The sequence below is a fragment of the Paraburkholderia sp. SUR17 genome, from assembly GCF_029536165.1.
Classification (GTDB): domain Bacteria; phylum Pseudomonadota; class Gammaproteobacteria; order Burkholderiales; family Burkholderiaceae; genus Paraburkholderia; species Paraburkholderia kururiensis.
Genome location: NZ_CP120508.1, coordinates 2,689,661 through 2,703,780, shown reverse-complemented (window position 1 = coordinate 2,703,780; position 14,120 = coordinate 2,689,661). Strand labels below are relative to the sequence as shown.

General features: G+C 56.6%; 12 protein-coding genes. 5 read left to right on the top strand and 7 right to left on the bottom strand.

Annotated elements, in window-relative coordinates:
* The first annotated feature begins 321 nt into the window (after window positions 1–321).
* Window positions 322–1,434 carry an AlpA family phage regulatory protein gene (locus P2869_RS11875; RefSeq protein ID WP_277596607.1) on the top strand — a complete coding sequence of 371 codons (1,113 nt, stop codon included), beginning with the start codon at window positions 322–324 and terminating at the stop codon, window positions 1,432–1,434.
* Window positions 1,435–1,565: 131 nt separating this feature from the next.
* On the opposite strand, the gene P2869_RS11870 is transcribed toward P2869_RS11875, so the two are convergent.
* A complete protein-coding gene (locus P2869_RS11870) occupies window positions 1,566–2,936 on the bottom strand; it encodes a hypothetical protein (protein WP_277596606.1) in 1,371 nt (456 codons plus the stop codon).
* Window positions 2,937–3,246: 310 nt separating this feature from the next.
* On the opposite strand from P2869_RS11870, the gene P2869_RS11865 reads away from it, so the two are divergent.
* Both P2869_RS11865 and P2869_RS11860 read left to right on the top strand, forming a co-directional pair.
* Window positions 3,247–3,624: a hypothetical protein gene (locus P2869_RS11865; protein WP_277596605.1), complete on the top strand. Its 378-nt coding sequence runs from the start codon at window positions 3,247–3,249 to the stop codon at window positions 3,622–3,624.
* A 415-nt stretch (window positions 3,625–4,039) separates the two neighbouring features.
* Window positions 4,040–5,188, top strand: a complete 1,149-nt coding sequence (locus P2869_RS11860) for an inovirus-type Gp2 protein (protein ID WP_277596604.1) — start codon at window positions 4,040–4,042, stop codon at window positions 5,186–5,188.
* An 81-nt stretch (window positions 5,189–5,269) separates the two neighbouring features.
* Here the strand turns inward: P2869_RS11860 and P2869_RS11855 are convergent, their stop codons facing one another.
* The 3 genes from P2869_RS11855 to P2869_RS11845 form a co-directional block, all read right to left on the bottom strand.
* Window positions 5,270–6,865, bottom strand: a complete 1,596-nt coding sequence (locus P2869_RS11855) for a hypothetical protein (RefSeq protein ID WP_277596603.1) — start codon at window positions 6,863–6,865, stop codon at window positions 5,270–5,272.
* Window positions 6,866–7,260: 395 nt separating this feature from the next.
* On the bottom strand, window positions 7,261–7,596 hold the full coding sequence (locus P2869_RS11850; RefSeq protein WP_277596602.1) for a hypothetical protein: 336 nt from the start codon (window positions 7,594–7,596) through the stop codon (window positions 7,261–7,263).
* 30 nt (window positions 7,597–7,626) lie between these two features.
* Window positions 7,627–8,262, bottom strand: coding sequence for a hypothetical protein (locus P2869_RS11845; protein ID WP_277596601.1), 636 nt, complete (start codon window positions 8,260–8,262; stop codon window positions 7,627–7,629).
* A gap of 530 nt (window positions 8,263–8,792) precedes the next feature.
* Between P2869_RS11845 and P2869_RS11840 the strand changes: the two genes are divergently transcribed.
* Both P2869_RS11840 and P2869_RS11835 read left to right on the top strand, forming a co-directional pair.
* Window positions 8,793–11,270, top strand: a complete 2,478-nt coding sequence (locus P2869_RS11840; protein ID WP_277596600.1) for a DEAD/DEAH box helicase — start codon at window positions 8,793–8,795, stop codon at window positions 11,268–11,270.
* Between the two features lie 175 nt (window positions 11,271–11,445).
* Window positions 11,446–12,174, top strand: a complete 729-nt coding sequence (locus P2869_RS11835; protein ID WP_277596599.1) for a hypothetical protein — start codon at window positions 11,446–11,448, stop codon at window positions 12,172–12,174.
* An 80-nt stretch (window positions 12,175–12,254) separates the two neighbouring features.
* On the opposite strand, the gene P2869_RS11830 is transcribed toward P2869_RS11835, so the two are convergent.
* From P2869_RS11830 to P2869_RS11820, 3 genes are all read right to left on the bottom strand, one after another.
* Window positions 12,255–12,446, bottom strand: a complete 192-nt coding sequence (locus tag P2869_RS11830) for a hypothetical protein (RefSeq protein ID WP_277598125.1) — start codon at window positions 12,444–12,446, stop codon at window positions 12,255–12,257.
* A 74-nt stretch (window positions 12,447–12,520) separates the two neighbouring features.
* A complete protein-coding gene (locus tag P2869_RS11825) occupies window positions 12,521–13,219 on the bottom strand; it encodes an Abi-alpha family protein (RefSeq protein ID WP_277596598.1) in 699 nt (232 codons plus the stop codon).
* Window positions 13,220–13,346: 127 nt separating this feature from the next.
* The gene (locus tag P2869_RS11820; RefSeq protein WP_277596597.1) at window positions 13,347–13,970 is read right to left on the bottom strand and encodes a hypothetical protein; all 624 of its coding nucleotides are present in this window, start codon (window positions 13,968–13,970) and stop codon (window positions 13,347–13,349) included.
* Window positions 13,971–14,120 lie beyond the last annotated feature (150 nt).

Sequence of the window (14,120 nt, the reverse complement as noted above, 5' to 3'; positions counted from 1 at the left end):
GAACACTGGAAACCATTGTAAATAAAGGGTTTATGTCTGAAATTGAAGAATGAAGCATACTCAAGGATACCCGTATTAAGCGGACCCTCTCTCCGCCAGAATTTGGCGGAAAACCCTGCAAGATCAATGATTTGCGGGGTTTTTTGTTTTTTAGCCCATCGGTCAGCCTATCAGTGGGCTTCGTGTTAGGGCGAGGCACAACAACGATTGTGTTTACAGGGCACGCTCGGTCCAACGGGCTACGTGACTGCCACGACCGAACAGCGCGACGCGTTTTATACTCCCTCGCACGATGACATATCTTCGCCAGGTGGAGTGCGAATGCAAATCCAGGTCGAGCTTCCAGACGGACCATTGATTGAGTACTGGAGCTTCTGTCAGGCTATCGCGCGGGCGGTGTCTCCGGCCGATGAAAATCCTATCGAAGGGAGCGACTGTATCGTCCGAAAGCGGATACGGCGTACCGTCTTTATCGACGAGCCGGAAAACACCGGGCGGAATCCTTACCTCTGCGGCCTGCAGAATGTGCTGGTCTCCGATGATGGTCGCACGCTCGACGGACTGCTTCCACGGGACGGTGAGCCTGCTCCGACATTGTTCGGGAAAGAGCCAGCGGAAGTCGTCGAACATTTCGTGGAGGCGTCGCTTACGGACCATGACCGGCGCGAACTTGCGGCGCTGCTTCCGCGTCTTCCCGTTTTGCGGTATCCGGTGTCCGATGAGGCGGCCTGTTCGTTTCTTGACGCCTACTGCTCACTTTCGGCCCGACCGGAGTGGGCTCCCGTTCTCATTACGGTAGCCGATGTCGAAGCCAGGCGCGCGAAGCAACGTCAAACCTTGACGGATCACCAGAGGGCTCTTCAAGCAGATTGCAGTCGGGGATTGATGGTGGCCATCGACGAGCGGCACATGCATGTGCCCGTGCTGAAAGTCGGCTGTCTGATTTCTCGAGAAGACGCCATCGGGTATCTCAAGCGTCATCGCCTGCCGTACGAGGAAGGCGTCGCAGGCCAAATGCAGCGGAGTAAGGATGGTTCTGCAAACCGGCAGCATGAGCGGCCGTCCGGCGAGATGCTCGCGCCTATCGACCGGGATAGAAAGACCGCTGCGCCCGAACGAGAGACATCACCGACAAAAAGAACTGCGAGGGTTCATCCCACGCTCGATGAAGCTCAGACTGAGCGTTCAGATACGGATTCCCAGGTGCGGAAACGAGGAAGGATTATCCGGCTGAGTCGTGTCGAGGAGCTTACTGGCTTGCAACGCAGTTCCATCTACAACCGGATGAACCCGAAATCCAGGTACTACGATCCCACGTTTCCTGGTCAGTTCTCGCTCAGCGAAACAGCCGGTGGTGCGGTGGGGTGGTATGAAGACGAGGTGCTGCATTGGGTTGCGCAACGCGGCACGGTGAGCCGCAGTGGCGATCAGTAGCAGACCTTGTAAAGCGACGAATCGGACGGTCCGTAGGGCAGGGCAACCCGTCTCTTGCCTCGCCGCTCGACTCGATAGAGCGCATGATGAAAAAAGAAGACGGAGGCGTGGCAATGCGTATCTTGCTGCTGCTATGACCGGTCGACGTCACGTTCTTTTCCCCGTTTTCGTTTCAGGGCAGCCTTTATTCTCCGGTCTGACAAGAGTTTCCGGTGCTTTTGCAGTCGCCATTCCCAGCGGTAAAGTTTGAGTTCAGCCTGCTTCTGAAGATTTTCTTCCTGAAAAAATCTGGTGAGCGGGTCCAGCGATAACTTCGCATCTCTGCTCTTTGCATTTTTTGCGCTCCGCTTGCGCACATGGGTACGCTTGGATAGCCGCCCAATTGGCGATTGGCTACACCAGAAACTGCGTGCCTTTTCTGGCGAAACGACACGGCAATAGAAATCGAATTCGGTTGCCATTGTGGTTAAAGCGAGCACCTTGTCATATTGCTCTTCCGCTGGCATCCAATAGCCAACGCAGTCTACCTTATCGTCTTCCATCCGGGAGCGCCACGTGTAAAGTAAATTCTGCATAGACTTGTCTGCCCATCGCAACAGATCATCATTCCTGAAATATACAAATATATCCAGCCAGTACCCATACTGAGCGTTGTGCCGTAGCAAAATTGAGTACCCTAAATAAATTTCGTTGGGTGTATCTGATTTTAATGTCTTGATGATTATCCTGCGGAGACGCTGTATTTCTTCGTGCGTGACTGGTTTGTTACCTGTAAGGCGTGATGGGCGGTAAACCGCAAATCTCCCTATGTATGGTTTGGGCGCATTTTCCAACAGATGTTCGTTGTATCTCATAAGGCTGAGTCGAGTCTCTTGCGCCGTGCGGCGAAAGGACTTAATGCCTTCCCCTAATGCCCGTGACCGTCTGTAAAGTTCTTCGCATAAAGCGTTTAGCTTTTCCTTGTAATAAAAAATGTGCGGCGCATTGAAGAAAGCGAGTTTTTCTGGAAGCGGGCGCCGAAAAAAATAATCATAAAATCGCCCTATCCAATCATATTCACGCCCTGGCTGCCTCCGTAGGGCCAAATCTAGATAGACGCCAAATAACGGGTGGAATTTATGTTCGGGGAAGTGGAGAACAACCGCTGCGGCCTGTTTTATCGCCTGCTCGCAGAACAGTTCGAAAATCTCCGGGCACGGTGATTCTGCAAAGAGAGTCAGCCGCCCAAGATTGTCAGAGATGACGGAAAAGGCAATCGGGCGTCGCCCGTAGTTCCGCACAAATTTCTCCATCTCTAGCGAAACATAGCGGATGAAGCCCACGGATTCCAGATGTAGTTCGTAAGGCGGAAGGCCAGCAGAGGACTGGAACAGCATTCGCCATGCGAGAGCCTGCAATTCTTCCGATGGCCGGCCGTGTTTCAACTGGTAGGCAGGGTCTGGAGGCGAAACACGCTTTGGCCTTCCTGGGAACCTCTTGGCGGACTTGGCGATGGTCGGCATGAGGGCGGTGCTGAGATGGTAACGCGTGGATTCTAGCACAAACAAATACCATCCCCATACGTAAAAAGTTAGCACCATAATCTTGTTTTTATTAGGGTTATATTAGGCATGATGTTTCTAATTTGAGGCGACCTCAACGGCTGGAAGTGGACCAGTCACGTGGCAGGGACAGACACGACGGCACGCGATCGAGAGGCAGTGCACCTGAACAAAACGTAGTTGCCGTCGTGCATTTGGCGTGCACTTACCGTTCACACATCGGGCAGAAGTGGTGCACTATGTGGGCATTGGGAATGACTCTGGAGGCGCCATGGTTGGCCTGAGATCCGGACGTGATGACGTGACGTCCCTGTCCGATTTGGAGCTTTGCGAACATCTTCGTCAACGTGCTGTGGATTGCCGGCAAAAGTCCATGACAGCGAGGTTGGCGGCGATCATTGAAATCGTCGAGGCGATACTCGCTCGCGGTTATGATCGTTCGCAGGTGTTGGCTTTGTTGATCGATGCCGACTGGCGCTTCACGCCAGATAGCTTTGACTCGGCACTATCCCGAGTCCGGAAACGGCGTGTGAAGCAAGCCTGTAATCCAGAAAAACCGAACGAATCGCAATCATCGGAGCACAGCAGTGCTTCGCCACCATTTGTAGAAGCGTTTTTAAGGACATCCCGAAACTGGAAGGGGAAGTGATGGTCGTTGCCTCGAGCTTCCCTAAAGAAACGTCATCGACAATTCCGCTATTCGTGCTCCACCTTGCTGAGTCGTTGATGCGTATTCCCATTTGATTGATGTGTCCATTCGACATATCTCCGAAATTTGGATAATCTTATTTTTGTAAGAATGCTCTTGGGGGCGTGGTCGATGCTGGGGGATGTTCATTGCGAATTCGGCATGGTGGTGTTTGTTCCTGCTAATAGTAAGATAGTGATTTTTTTATCATCATATATCTCTAAATAAGATATAAGTAAGTAGGGTAGGTAAATGGTCTTGCTGGGAGTGATGTTTTACGGGCATCATGTTCTTCGTCCCTCCCTTCGACGATTTCTATCATAAAAATTTAATGTTCGCTTGAATGGGTTGACTGAAATGACACAGGTAACCCATCATGACTCATGTCGACAATCCCGTCTCTTCCAGTTTAAATGCTGATGAAGCCACTTCAGCGATCTACTGGTCGTTGAACTCCTTCGGATATACTTACGCTGACCTGGTTGATCTGGTAAATATCGCCGTCGATACGGATTACACTCCCTTCGCGTTTGATCCTCTCAAACCGTATCCTGTCCGCACGCCTGTATCGGATGGTGCGAGCAAGCATCTCGGTGGCTTTCTACCGAAATTCGATCTGTGCATGGACCTTTGCTGGCCGGGTTACTACTACAGTCCGGATTTCCGGCTTTTCTTCGATGTATTGTCAAAACATCCAATCGCTGAGTTGAGACAGACAGACGGGTCTCGCACGGTTACAGCAATGAAACAGCAGGCTGCTCTGTACAACCGGTTCATTGCTGATCTTCGGCAGGAGGGAGAGCGTCGCAATATCAAAAAGCAGCTGTCGGACTGGCGAGGAGGCCTGACCGAGCAGGCGCGCTCGGTGAGAGAGCTGATGGTGGATCTGCGGGTGCTCGATAAGCGATTAATACCGATGCGCGTGGACCTGTACTACAGCACTTCAGCGGTAGTGGAGGCGGACGCCATGCCGCGTTTCTGCTGGGGCGCCTACAGCAGGGCGGAGCATGGGGATGACCGCTTCGATGTCCCTGGTTGGACAGGTTCCTTCGAAGTACGGGCACGGATTGATTCCCATCAAGCGATGGAGGACCGTGCGCGCTTCTTCGACAACCGAAAGGGCGTTGACAGGCCGCTGTTCGACTCGCTGGTCGCTTACGTCTGCAAGATAGAAGTCGGTGGACGACACCGTGCTAATCACTTTCACGCGCTCTTCCTGTTTGACGCTGACCGTGTGGGCGTGCAGGACCTGGTTCGCCTGTATTCGCTCGTGGAGCAGCGGTGGCGTCGTGTCACGGGTGGGGTTGGACTGGCATTTCACTCGCGTGATCGCGAGGACGTGCAGAGACTGCGAGGGCAGGGGCGCTGGGCGCTTGATGCGCTGGACTGCCGCGATGAAGCTGAACTGGCGGCGCTTGAGCAGCACGTACTGGGCTACCTCGTGAAGGACAAGGGCCAGACGCTGCGCGTCAAGCCCTCTCCGAAGGCACATACGTTCGTGAAAGGCTTGCCGGGCCGGTACTGAGGAGCGTGCGGTCGGGTTGCTGGCGACGATCACGGCTCCGCGCGGTCAAGGCCACACCGGTTGCCTGTGATGATCGCGTCCTCACGGTGTTGTCTGGACGTACTGCGAGAAGTCACCGAGGTAGGTCGCTGCTCCGTTTACTGTATGGCCCAGCATGTGGTCCTTGGGTACGCTAAGCTTTACGCAGGCAAGCGAGTCGGCCTTTGCAGGGTCGACGGCGCGAAGCCTTTCCAGTCGAAGGTCATCGCATGAATATGATGCGAGGAACCCGTCTGTATGGGGAGTCCCTGCCTTGGGTACTCGCAGAGTCAGCGGAACCAGATTCGTGCGAGGCGGGACTGCTCCGTGAGGTTCCGACGCCGGCACATCTTGGCGCTGCTTCTGTGGGGTTGCGGAAGGGGCCATCACGCGCTGGACTTGCAGCTCGATCAGCACCGTAGATCCGAGGCGATTGAGAATGTTGACGTTCGTGATGCCAATGCTGCTGTCCTTTTCCGCCTTGCAGTTGATGCCGTAGGGGACGAGTGCAGGGCATTCCGTGCTGGCCAGGACGAGGTTCGTCGCGTGTCGATTGCCGGAACCGAGTGCGCTAACCACCATCTTTGGCAGCAGCGTTGCGTTGTTACTCTGTAATGGCAGCATGACGAAGACGAAAAGGAAAGCTCCTGCGGCGGCCATGCCGCGCTGTTTCCAGTCGCGCGCACTAAACGAGAACCAGTTCAACAGCAGCAGATAACTTCCGCCGACGATGGCAGCAGTCACTTGCGCGCGCGTCGGCGTGGCGTCCACTATTGCGTAGAGGAGAAGAAGGGGGATCGCCGAAAAGAGGCAGAACACAAACGTGATCCATCCCTTGGCAGCCAGGAGGTTCAGTCGCTCATTCTTGAAGGACGGCCGGGGCGGTTGCCCGGATCTATTTGCCTGTCGACGGCCTCGTGTGACCGTAGCGATGTACGAGACGACGGCTCCGGCTACCAGGGCGGTTATCGTTGCTGTGGCAACAAGGTGGTCGTGCAGCAGCCACGCGCCCGCATCAGCGGCCCATGTCGTTGCTTTGGCCAACGGTACGGACGAGGAGGCTTGCGCGCCTTGCTTGCCATGGGGGACCGGAGCGTAGTCGCACAGGGACGCCCAGACAAGAACAGCAAGAAATGCGATTGAACCTGTCAGGATGAAAAACAGCGTGTACTTGAGCCTGCGTTTTCCGTTGCGCCAGTCGAAGATCACAAGGAGCGCAGACGAGCAGATGGCACCCCAGTACGCCGTTCGCGCGAGCCACGTGGCGGGAGGGATTAGCCACCGGTCAAAGGAAGTAGTTACAAGGCCAAACCAGGCAAGAACACAAAACACCGTGACGCCCTGGATGAAGTTGCCACGGATCAGGTAGGTGCGGTTGGCCGGCGGTGGCCCGGAAGGCGTTTCGGGGTAAAAGGCGCTCACCGCGTTTCTGGCAGCGAAGCCCGCGAAAAGCACGTAGCAGACCGTTAGCGCTGCGATGACCAGCTCAGTCAGAAAGGAGGCGATCAGTGCGCCGGTTAGGTCGCTCAGTGAAAAGTCCGGCAGCTCCCCGACGCTCATCGAGTAGATATAGAGCGGGATGGCTCCGAGCAGTGGAACGGCGATCGAAAGCACCCAGATCTTGTTGTCCTTCACGAACTCAAGAAGTTGTTTTTTCACTGGTTTCGTGTTCCGTAATGGTCGTCAAGGTGGGTGGAAAGGCTTGCGTGCCTCTCATGACCGTTGGACGCCTGTCAGAAGTGTCCTCAGGGTATGGGGAATATTGCAGCAGATTCATCCAGGTTCGGAAATTGCCGATCTGGATTTGACTGTAGCGGCGGTGACTTTGTCGTGGGTCAACATTGTGCTCACGGGCGTGGTTGCTGCGCCTTACGTCGAGCGCGACATGCGGGTAAGAGAAGGTCTTCGAATCCCGCAGAAGGCCGCCAATAGTTCCGTGAGGATCGGTGAGAGGCAGGCTTGTGCCACAATGGGTTCGCGAGCGTCGTAGAAGTCCATGCGGCCTTTCCGTCCAGTCTTCCAGCCCGCAGGCGGCCGTATGAGCGGCACGAATGTCAGGTCGACGATGGCGGCACCAGCCGACGATCGATTTCCGCGATGCCAGTCGACCAGCCTGCTGCAATCAGTTCTTCGTCAGTGGGCGGCTCAAGGTTGAGCGCCCACGCTACGACATCGGGGTCCATGCCGTCGGTGCCGAATTCCGCGATGATCGCGGCCATCTCCCTGCGGTCGATCTCGTCCTGCTCTTCGAGTGAGGGGCGGCCCTGCGCGCGACGTATCGCGTTGAACGATTCGATGTCAGCGGCGAGCCGCGTGCTGTTCAGTGCCACCTCAAGCGCTGCTTCGTGGCCGGCAGTGGCGGCCAGGTTCCTGTCGTAGAACTTGTTCATGGCAGCGTTTACGGCAATGCCGGAAGCTTCTTAATGGTCGAACGTCGAAGCCGCATCCCGTAAGCTCTGGGCTGTTTCGGAGATAATGCGCACTGAATTCTTGATGACGGTGATTGCCTTGTCGCGCTGCGGGTTCGCTTGCGGTGTCTCCGGATAGAGTCGTTCCGCCGAAGTAAGTGCGATCGAATCGAGAGCGCCCAGAAACTGCTCCTGCAATGAGTCTAGCTGTGTGGTGAGTGCGCTTGCGGCTGCGATTGCAGCGGGCGCCTCCCATTCATGCAACGGTATCGCCCGAAGTCCATCGGCTGCGTTCGAAAGCAGTCGCCTGCCTGCCAGGCGCTCCAGCTCGTCGCGCGGCACGCCTGACTGGCTCACGAACGTTTCGAGTTCGTGAGCGCGCTGAACAGCAACGTCCACCACGGCCTTGTACGCCGCAAAGCGGTGCTTGCGGGCGAGCGTGGCCTGAAAACGCTGTGCGGCGGTCTGACGCTCACCAATCAGATACGCACCGAGAATTGCGGCGACGGAGCCGACTGCCTGGAGCCAACTTGCCATGACGGTCGGATCATACGGCCGCGTACCGGCAGAGGTGGTGCCGAAAGCGGAGATGACGATAACCGCGACGATACCTGCGATTGCGCTGAGCGCGGCGCGCCAGTTTTTCATAGCTGGGTTCCCGGTGAGGTAGCTGCTGAGTGAAGCTGCGGTGATGCAGCAACGATTTCCCTGCCGGCACACCCATCATCCACTCGTCATCTTGATGGTCCGACGGGCACTTGCACAACGTGCGTCCCTCTACGACAGAAAGGCGGCGTCTGAACCTGTATCAACTTGAGATTGCGTTTGACATCCGTATTCAGTTTGCCCGAAGACTGGCGGTGTCATCGCGAATTTGGGTTCGCAAACGCCTGGAAAAATGAACGATAGCCCAATGAAACACCACGAGTTTGTACGTGCGTGTCATCAATGTGCTAATGAACATGGCATCAGAAGCGGTGCCTCTATGCCCGTCCCCGTTTCTGGCCCGCCACTCGTTCTCTTCGACTATTCCAGTGGTTTCAATTCGATGTGTAAAGGTTTAGGAATGCATTCGCGCATCGTTTATGCGTTTTGCATGAAATGCGACAATAAACAAAGCCTGATGTTGCTGACGCGCATGTGTCAAAATCGGTAAAACCACGCGCGAGGAGTGACCAATGCCTTTGGATTTCGGCAAGCTGAATGCAGGATCGGCAGCGAAGCAGACCGATCCGCGCAAGATCTTCACCACGCTCAAGCGTGACGCTCGTTTCAGGCGTCCTCTGGACGAGCAATCGGATGTCCTGGACGAATGGTATCTCCGTCGCAACGCATGCGATCTGACTATCAAGATGAACACCGGTGGGGGCAAGACAGTCGTTGGCCTGCTTTGTCTTCAGAGCTCGCTCAACGAGAAGGTAAAGCCGGCGGTTTACATCACGCCCGACAGCTTTCTTGTGGCACAGGTTCTAGCGGAAGCTAAGGCACTGGGAATTGCGGCAACCGACGACGAAAAGGACCCCGATTTTATCGCCGGGCGCTCCATTCTCGTTGCGAACGTGCACAAGCTCTTTAACGGCCGTTCTGTTTTTGGGGTTGGTGAAAAGAAGATTCCTGTTGGCAGCATAGTCATCGACGACGCACACGCCTGCCTTAATGTTGTCAATGACCAATTTTGCATCAAATCGAAGGCAGGAAATCCCGTCTATGATGAATTGATGGCGCTGTTCGAGGAAGACTTGAAGGCGCAGTCGCCTTCGCGCTTGCTTGATGTGAAAGCGGAGGACCCCACCGTTGTCATGCCGGTGCCATACTGGGCATGGCGGAAGCAGCAAGACAAGGTCGTCGAGCTCCTTCACGCGAAGCGAAAATCCAGTGAACTCGAATGGAGTTGGCCGCTTTTGAATGAATGCATTCCGTTATGTTCGTGCGTATTCGGCGGTGGTCGGGTGGAGATTGTCCCCCACTTTGTTCCCATTGACAGGATTCCTGCATTCGCTTCCGCGAGTCGCCGCATCTACATGACCGCGACCCTTGCGGACGATACCATCCTCGTAAGCCACTTTAAGGCCGACGCCTCGGAGGTCGGTAAGCCCATCAGACCGAAAGGCGGCGGCGACATTGGCGACCGGATGATCCTCGCGCCTCAGGAGATCAATCCGGCTTACACGATTGAAGAACTCAAGTCCCTTATCTCGGAGATCGCCGAGGAAAAGAACGCGGTCGTCATCGTTCCATCCAGGCAGCGTGCGGAGTTCTGGAGTGATGTGGCAGCCCAGATTTTAGACAAAGACTCCATCCATGATGGCGTCGAAAGACTGAGAACCGGGTACGTCGGACTGACCGTACTGATAAACAAGTATGACGGCATCGACCTTCCCGGTGCAGCTTGCGAGCTTCTTGTGATCGACGGACTTCCGGAGGTGTCGAGCTTGAGTGAGCAACTGGATATGCAGATTCTTGATGGCACCCAGAGACAACTTGTACGTCAGATACAACGAATCGAACAAGGCATGGGGCGCGGAGTTCGTTCGAGCGACGATCATTGTGTTGTGCTGCTCCTCGGCGGGAAATTGACCCAACGCCTGCACCAGCCAGGCGCGGAAGCCATGTTTTCGGCTGCGAGCAGCGCTCAGATCGCCCTTGGCAAGGATGTCGCCGCGCAAGTGCGCGGCGAACCGATCGAGAAGCTAAGGCCCATACTGGACCTTTGCCTCGACGAGGATGATGACTGGATCAACGCTGGCCGTAACGCCGTCGTTAACGCGACGCCCATAACAGGGGGGCATCTCGACGCCAACCAGGTCAAGCTCCGTCAAGCATTTGATGCGGTGCGTATCAACAGGCACGACATCGCCATCAGCAAAGCACAGGAGGCCGTTAACGCGACTACCGAACCGGCAGTGAAGGGCTACCTTATGCAGCAACTCGCTGAGTACACAGGCTTCACAGACGAGGTGAAAGCCCAGGAGCTTCAACTTGCTGCGTTGGGCTTCAATTCGCGCCTGCTCAAGCCCATGGCCGGGGTCACCTACGACAAACTGAGCGCGCCCCCAAGCGGCCAGGTTGCCACTGCCGTCGATTTTATGACTGAGCGCTTCCTTGAGGGGAATGACCTCATCATTTGGGTGAACGGACTGCTGGACGATCTGGCGTGGGGCGAGGGCGGCACGAAGCGGTTTGAAGCGGCCGTATACGAGCTTGGACGCTTCCTGGGTTTCGGGTCACAGCGGCCCGAGGATACGACCGGTCGCGGTCCTGACAATCTATGGGCGCTCGGGAATCTGAAGTATCTGGTTATCGAATGCAAGAGCGGAGCCACTACCGCGCAGCGCATCTCAAAGGCCGACACGAATCAGTTGAACGGATCGATCGTCTGGTTCGAAGAGAAGTACGACGGTTCTTGTTCGGCAACTCCGATCATGATTCATCCAAAGACGGTCTTCGAGAACGCTGCGTCGCCCCACAAAGCCATCCGTATTATGAATGGGCCTGGTCTTGAGCGGCTCCGCAATGCAATTCGTGCCTATTCAATTTCGCTCGCGACTAACGGGAGTTTCAAGGGTCCGACGGAGGTAAAGCGGCAACTTCAACATCACAGACTGGCAGCGAGCGAACTGGTGGCATTGTGCACTGTCTCCCAAAATTCAAAGTAATGCCGGAACCCGGATAACAGGGCGTCTTGTTCTCTTTCCGGTACATATTGTTGCCGGCCATGAGAATGAGGCGTGCCACGTTGGCGCTGCGAGGTTGGCGCGTGGGCGCAGCACAAACTTGGAGATCGGGTGGCGAATCCTATGGTTCTTCACCCCCCTTTCCTTGAGGCGCGTCATGTCGACACCTCCATCATCTCTCTCCACGGCACTTGCCGCGCTCAGCGACTCGATAACGGGCCTCGCACCCGGTATTCGCTCCATCGCGCAGACGGCATCGAATGCACAGGCGACAGCCAGCGCCGCCATTCCGAAGGCGCAGATGGGTACCGCACCGGGCGATGTCGTCGTGCTCGACGACAATGGCCAACTGCCCGCTCTCGATGGCAGCCAGTTGCTGAACCTGCCGCAGCCGCACGGCATCCTGCCGGTGCTCGCCATCGAACTCGGCCATTCGCAGCAGGCCAATGGTGGCCGGGGCATCGACATGGGCAACTGGTTCCAGCTCGATTTCCGCATTGGCGTCAATACATTCAACGGCTTTGCGTTCCAGACCAACAGCGATGGCAGCGCCACCATCGCAGGTGGCGTGTATCTCGTGGCGGGTGGCGTGCGCATCATCGCCGACAGCACCGATACCTGGCAACTGCCCACGCAGATGACGATTGCGACCGGCCAGTCGTCGTATCCTTTTCCCGGCATCTACCAGTACGACGCGCAGCGTCTGCCCGACTATCCGGTGGCGAGCGTGAGTGCCGGCGGCGTGATCGGGTTCGCGACGCTGTGCAACGTGATGCCCTCGTGGGGCGACGGCAAACTGTGGCTCGGCTTCTCGAAGGTGATCGGACCGTCGACGCAGACGCCGCTGCGCCTGCAAGGCTACATGACGTACACCAAGATCGGCTGACCCGGCGGTGCGATGCTGGCCTGGGCATCGATGGCCGTCCCGTTCGTGCCCGCATGCCGTTCACCGTGGCGCTTCTGTTGTCAGAGAATCCGCAGCCTGCGGATCTTCGCGATCTGCGGCGAGTGCTTCAGGATCAGTTCCACGATGTACTCGGGCAGCAGCGCGCGCGGTACGTTGGCCGGTACGTCAGCGACGAGCTGTGACGGTACGTGGGCGATGAACTCGTCCGGTTTATCCCTGACGCTGTATTCGTAGGTGATGCGGTAGTCCATGTATGCGTTGAAAACGCTGGCGGTAATGCTGATCATCCGGGCGGTGCGAGCGGCAGTGTTGCCTTGCAGCAGGTTTACTCTGCAACCGTCCCAGAACACGCTCGCACAAGTTGGCGGCCGAGCATGGTGAGTTTCACCTGTGCGACTGTGATCCCACCATCCCACGTCGCCGCAGGCGTGATCGCAGAAATACGAGCGAGGTTGCTCAGACTGAAGGCGACATCCTCGCTGGGATCCGTGAGAGGCTCAACACTCTTCAGGTCAAGCACCGGATGTGCGCGTTCAGGCAGCTCGTATGTCAGCATTGGCGTGTACGGAGTACCCTCAGCCCTCGCCAGTTCGTTTAGTACCAGGGCGTCGAGCGGCGTCATGTTTTCCAGCATGCTGATGAATGCGCGGTTCTGCGGATTTGGTTCAATCGAGGAATTGACCAGGAGTTGGGCCCACATGTCCTGCACGTAATCGTCGTCCTCGAGTGTCGCGGCTTGCAACAGGGGCACGGCCAGTTTAAGGGGGATGCCGGTCGGTGGATGCTTCACTCCGCGAGCAGAAAGAAATGCGGAAGCACGGTCCATCAACCGGTACTGCCGCTCCCATCTGGCGTAAGCGATCTTGTCGTGCACGATGCCCATCGCTTGCTCCAGGGTGCCATGCGTATATTTCGCAATAAATCCACCCATATCGCGCGCGGCGTCGACCACTTTACCAGCGGTCTTGGCAACCTCCCCAATGGCCTTCGCTCCTTCAGTCGTCGCTTGAACTGGATCCGCCATATCCGACTCCTATGGTGATGCGCCACTTTATCGCGCGAACTCTGGCGCAGTGGCTCGATCGGCCTGCAAAAGGACGACATCCCAGCCAATCCCTTTGCCGCTGCCGGATGCTGCTTGTTCGCACGGGTTACTGCCCGAACGGCTTGTTCGCGTTTTTCATCAGCTCGATGACCTCGTCGAACTTCGTCCGCAGCTCCTTGAATCGCTGGTCGCTGCGCCGCCGGACCGAACTGTTGACTTCAGCCTGGCGCCGGTCCGCGAACTCGACCGTCGTGGAACGGAAGCTCGCACTGATCGCATAAACAATCTCGCCATCCGGTCGCTGGATTTCCCAGGTGTCCCCGAACGAACCCGTTGGTTTCGCCTTGCCGACGTCAGGAATCAGGCAGTGAATCACTTCTGTCTCAGCAGTATCGAGATCTAAATCCACCTGGGTGAGCCTGTCACTGGTGTCGAAGTACATTCTAATCGCCGTCACCGGCGCGCCGCAAAGCTGGAAGCCGCTTTTGGGGGGCGTCACCTGGTAAAAGTCACGCGGGACCTGATACCGTTCGGCATGCGTCGCCTCGGCAGGACCAATCTGTTCGCGTGCCATCGCCAGTACGTTGTCTTTTCCCTCGCCAAGGCGGAAGCCGCCGAGCTCGATGTCCGCTATTGCACCTTGCGAGTAGCACAGCAGTGCCGCCAGGGCCGTTGCGGCAAGCGGTCGTCGCCACCGCCGACAGGCTGCGATGTTTTGAGCTAAACCCATGTCCAGATACCTGACGTTTCTATAGCGCCTCGTCCATACTCTGGTTTGCCGACGCGCTTTCACCTGTGTAGTTGAATGATCTGGACCGCATCATCGCACACTGGGCGGCGCGTACGATGTCGCCCACGCGTAACGCCGGCCCATGTGCCT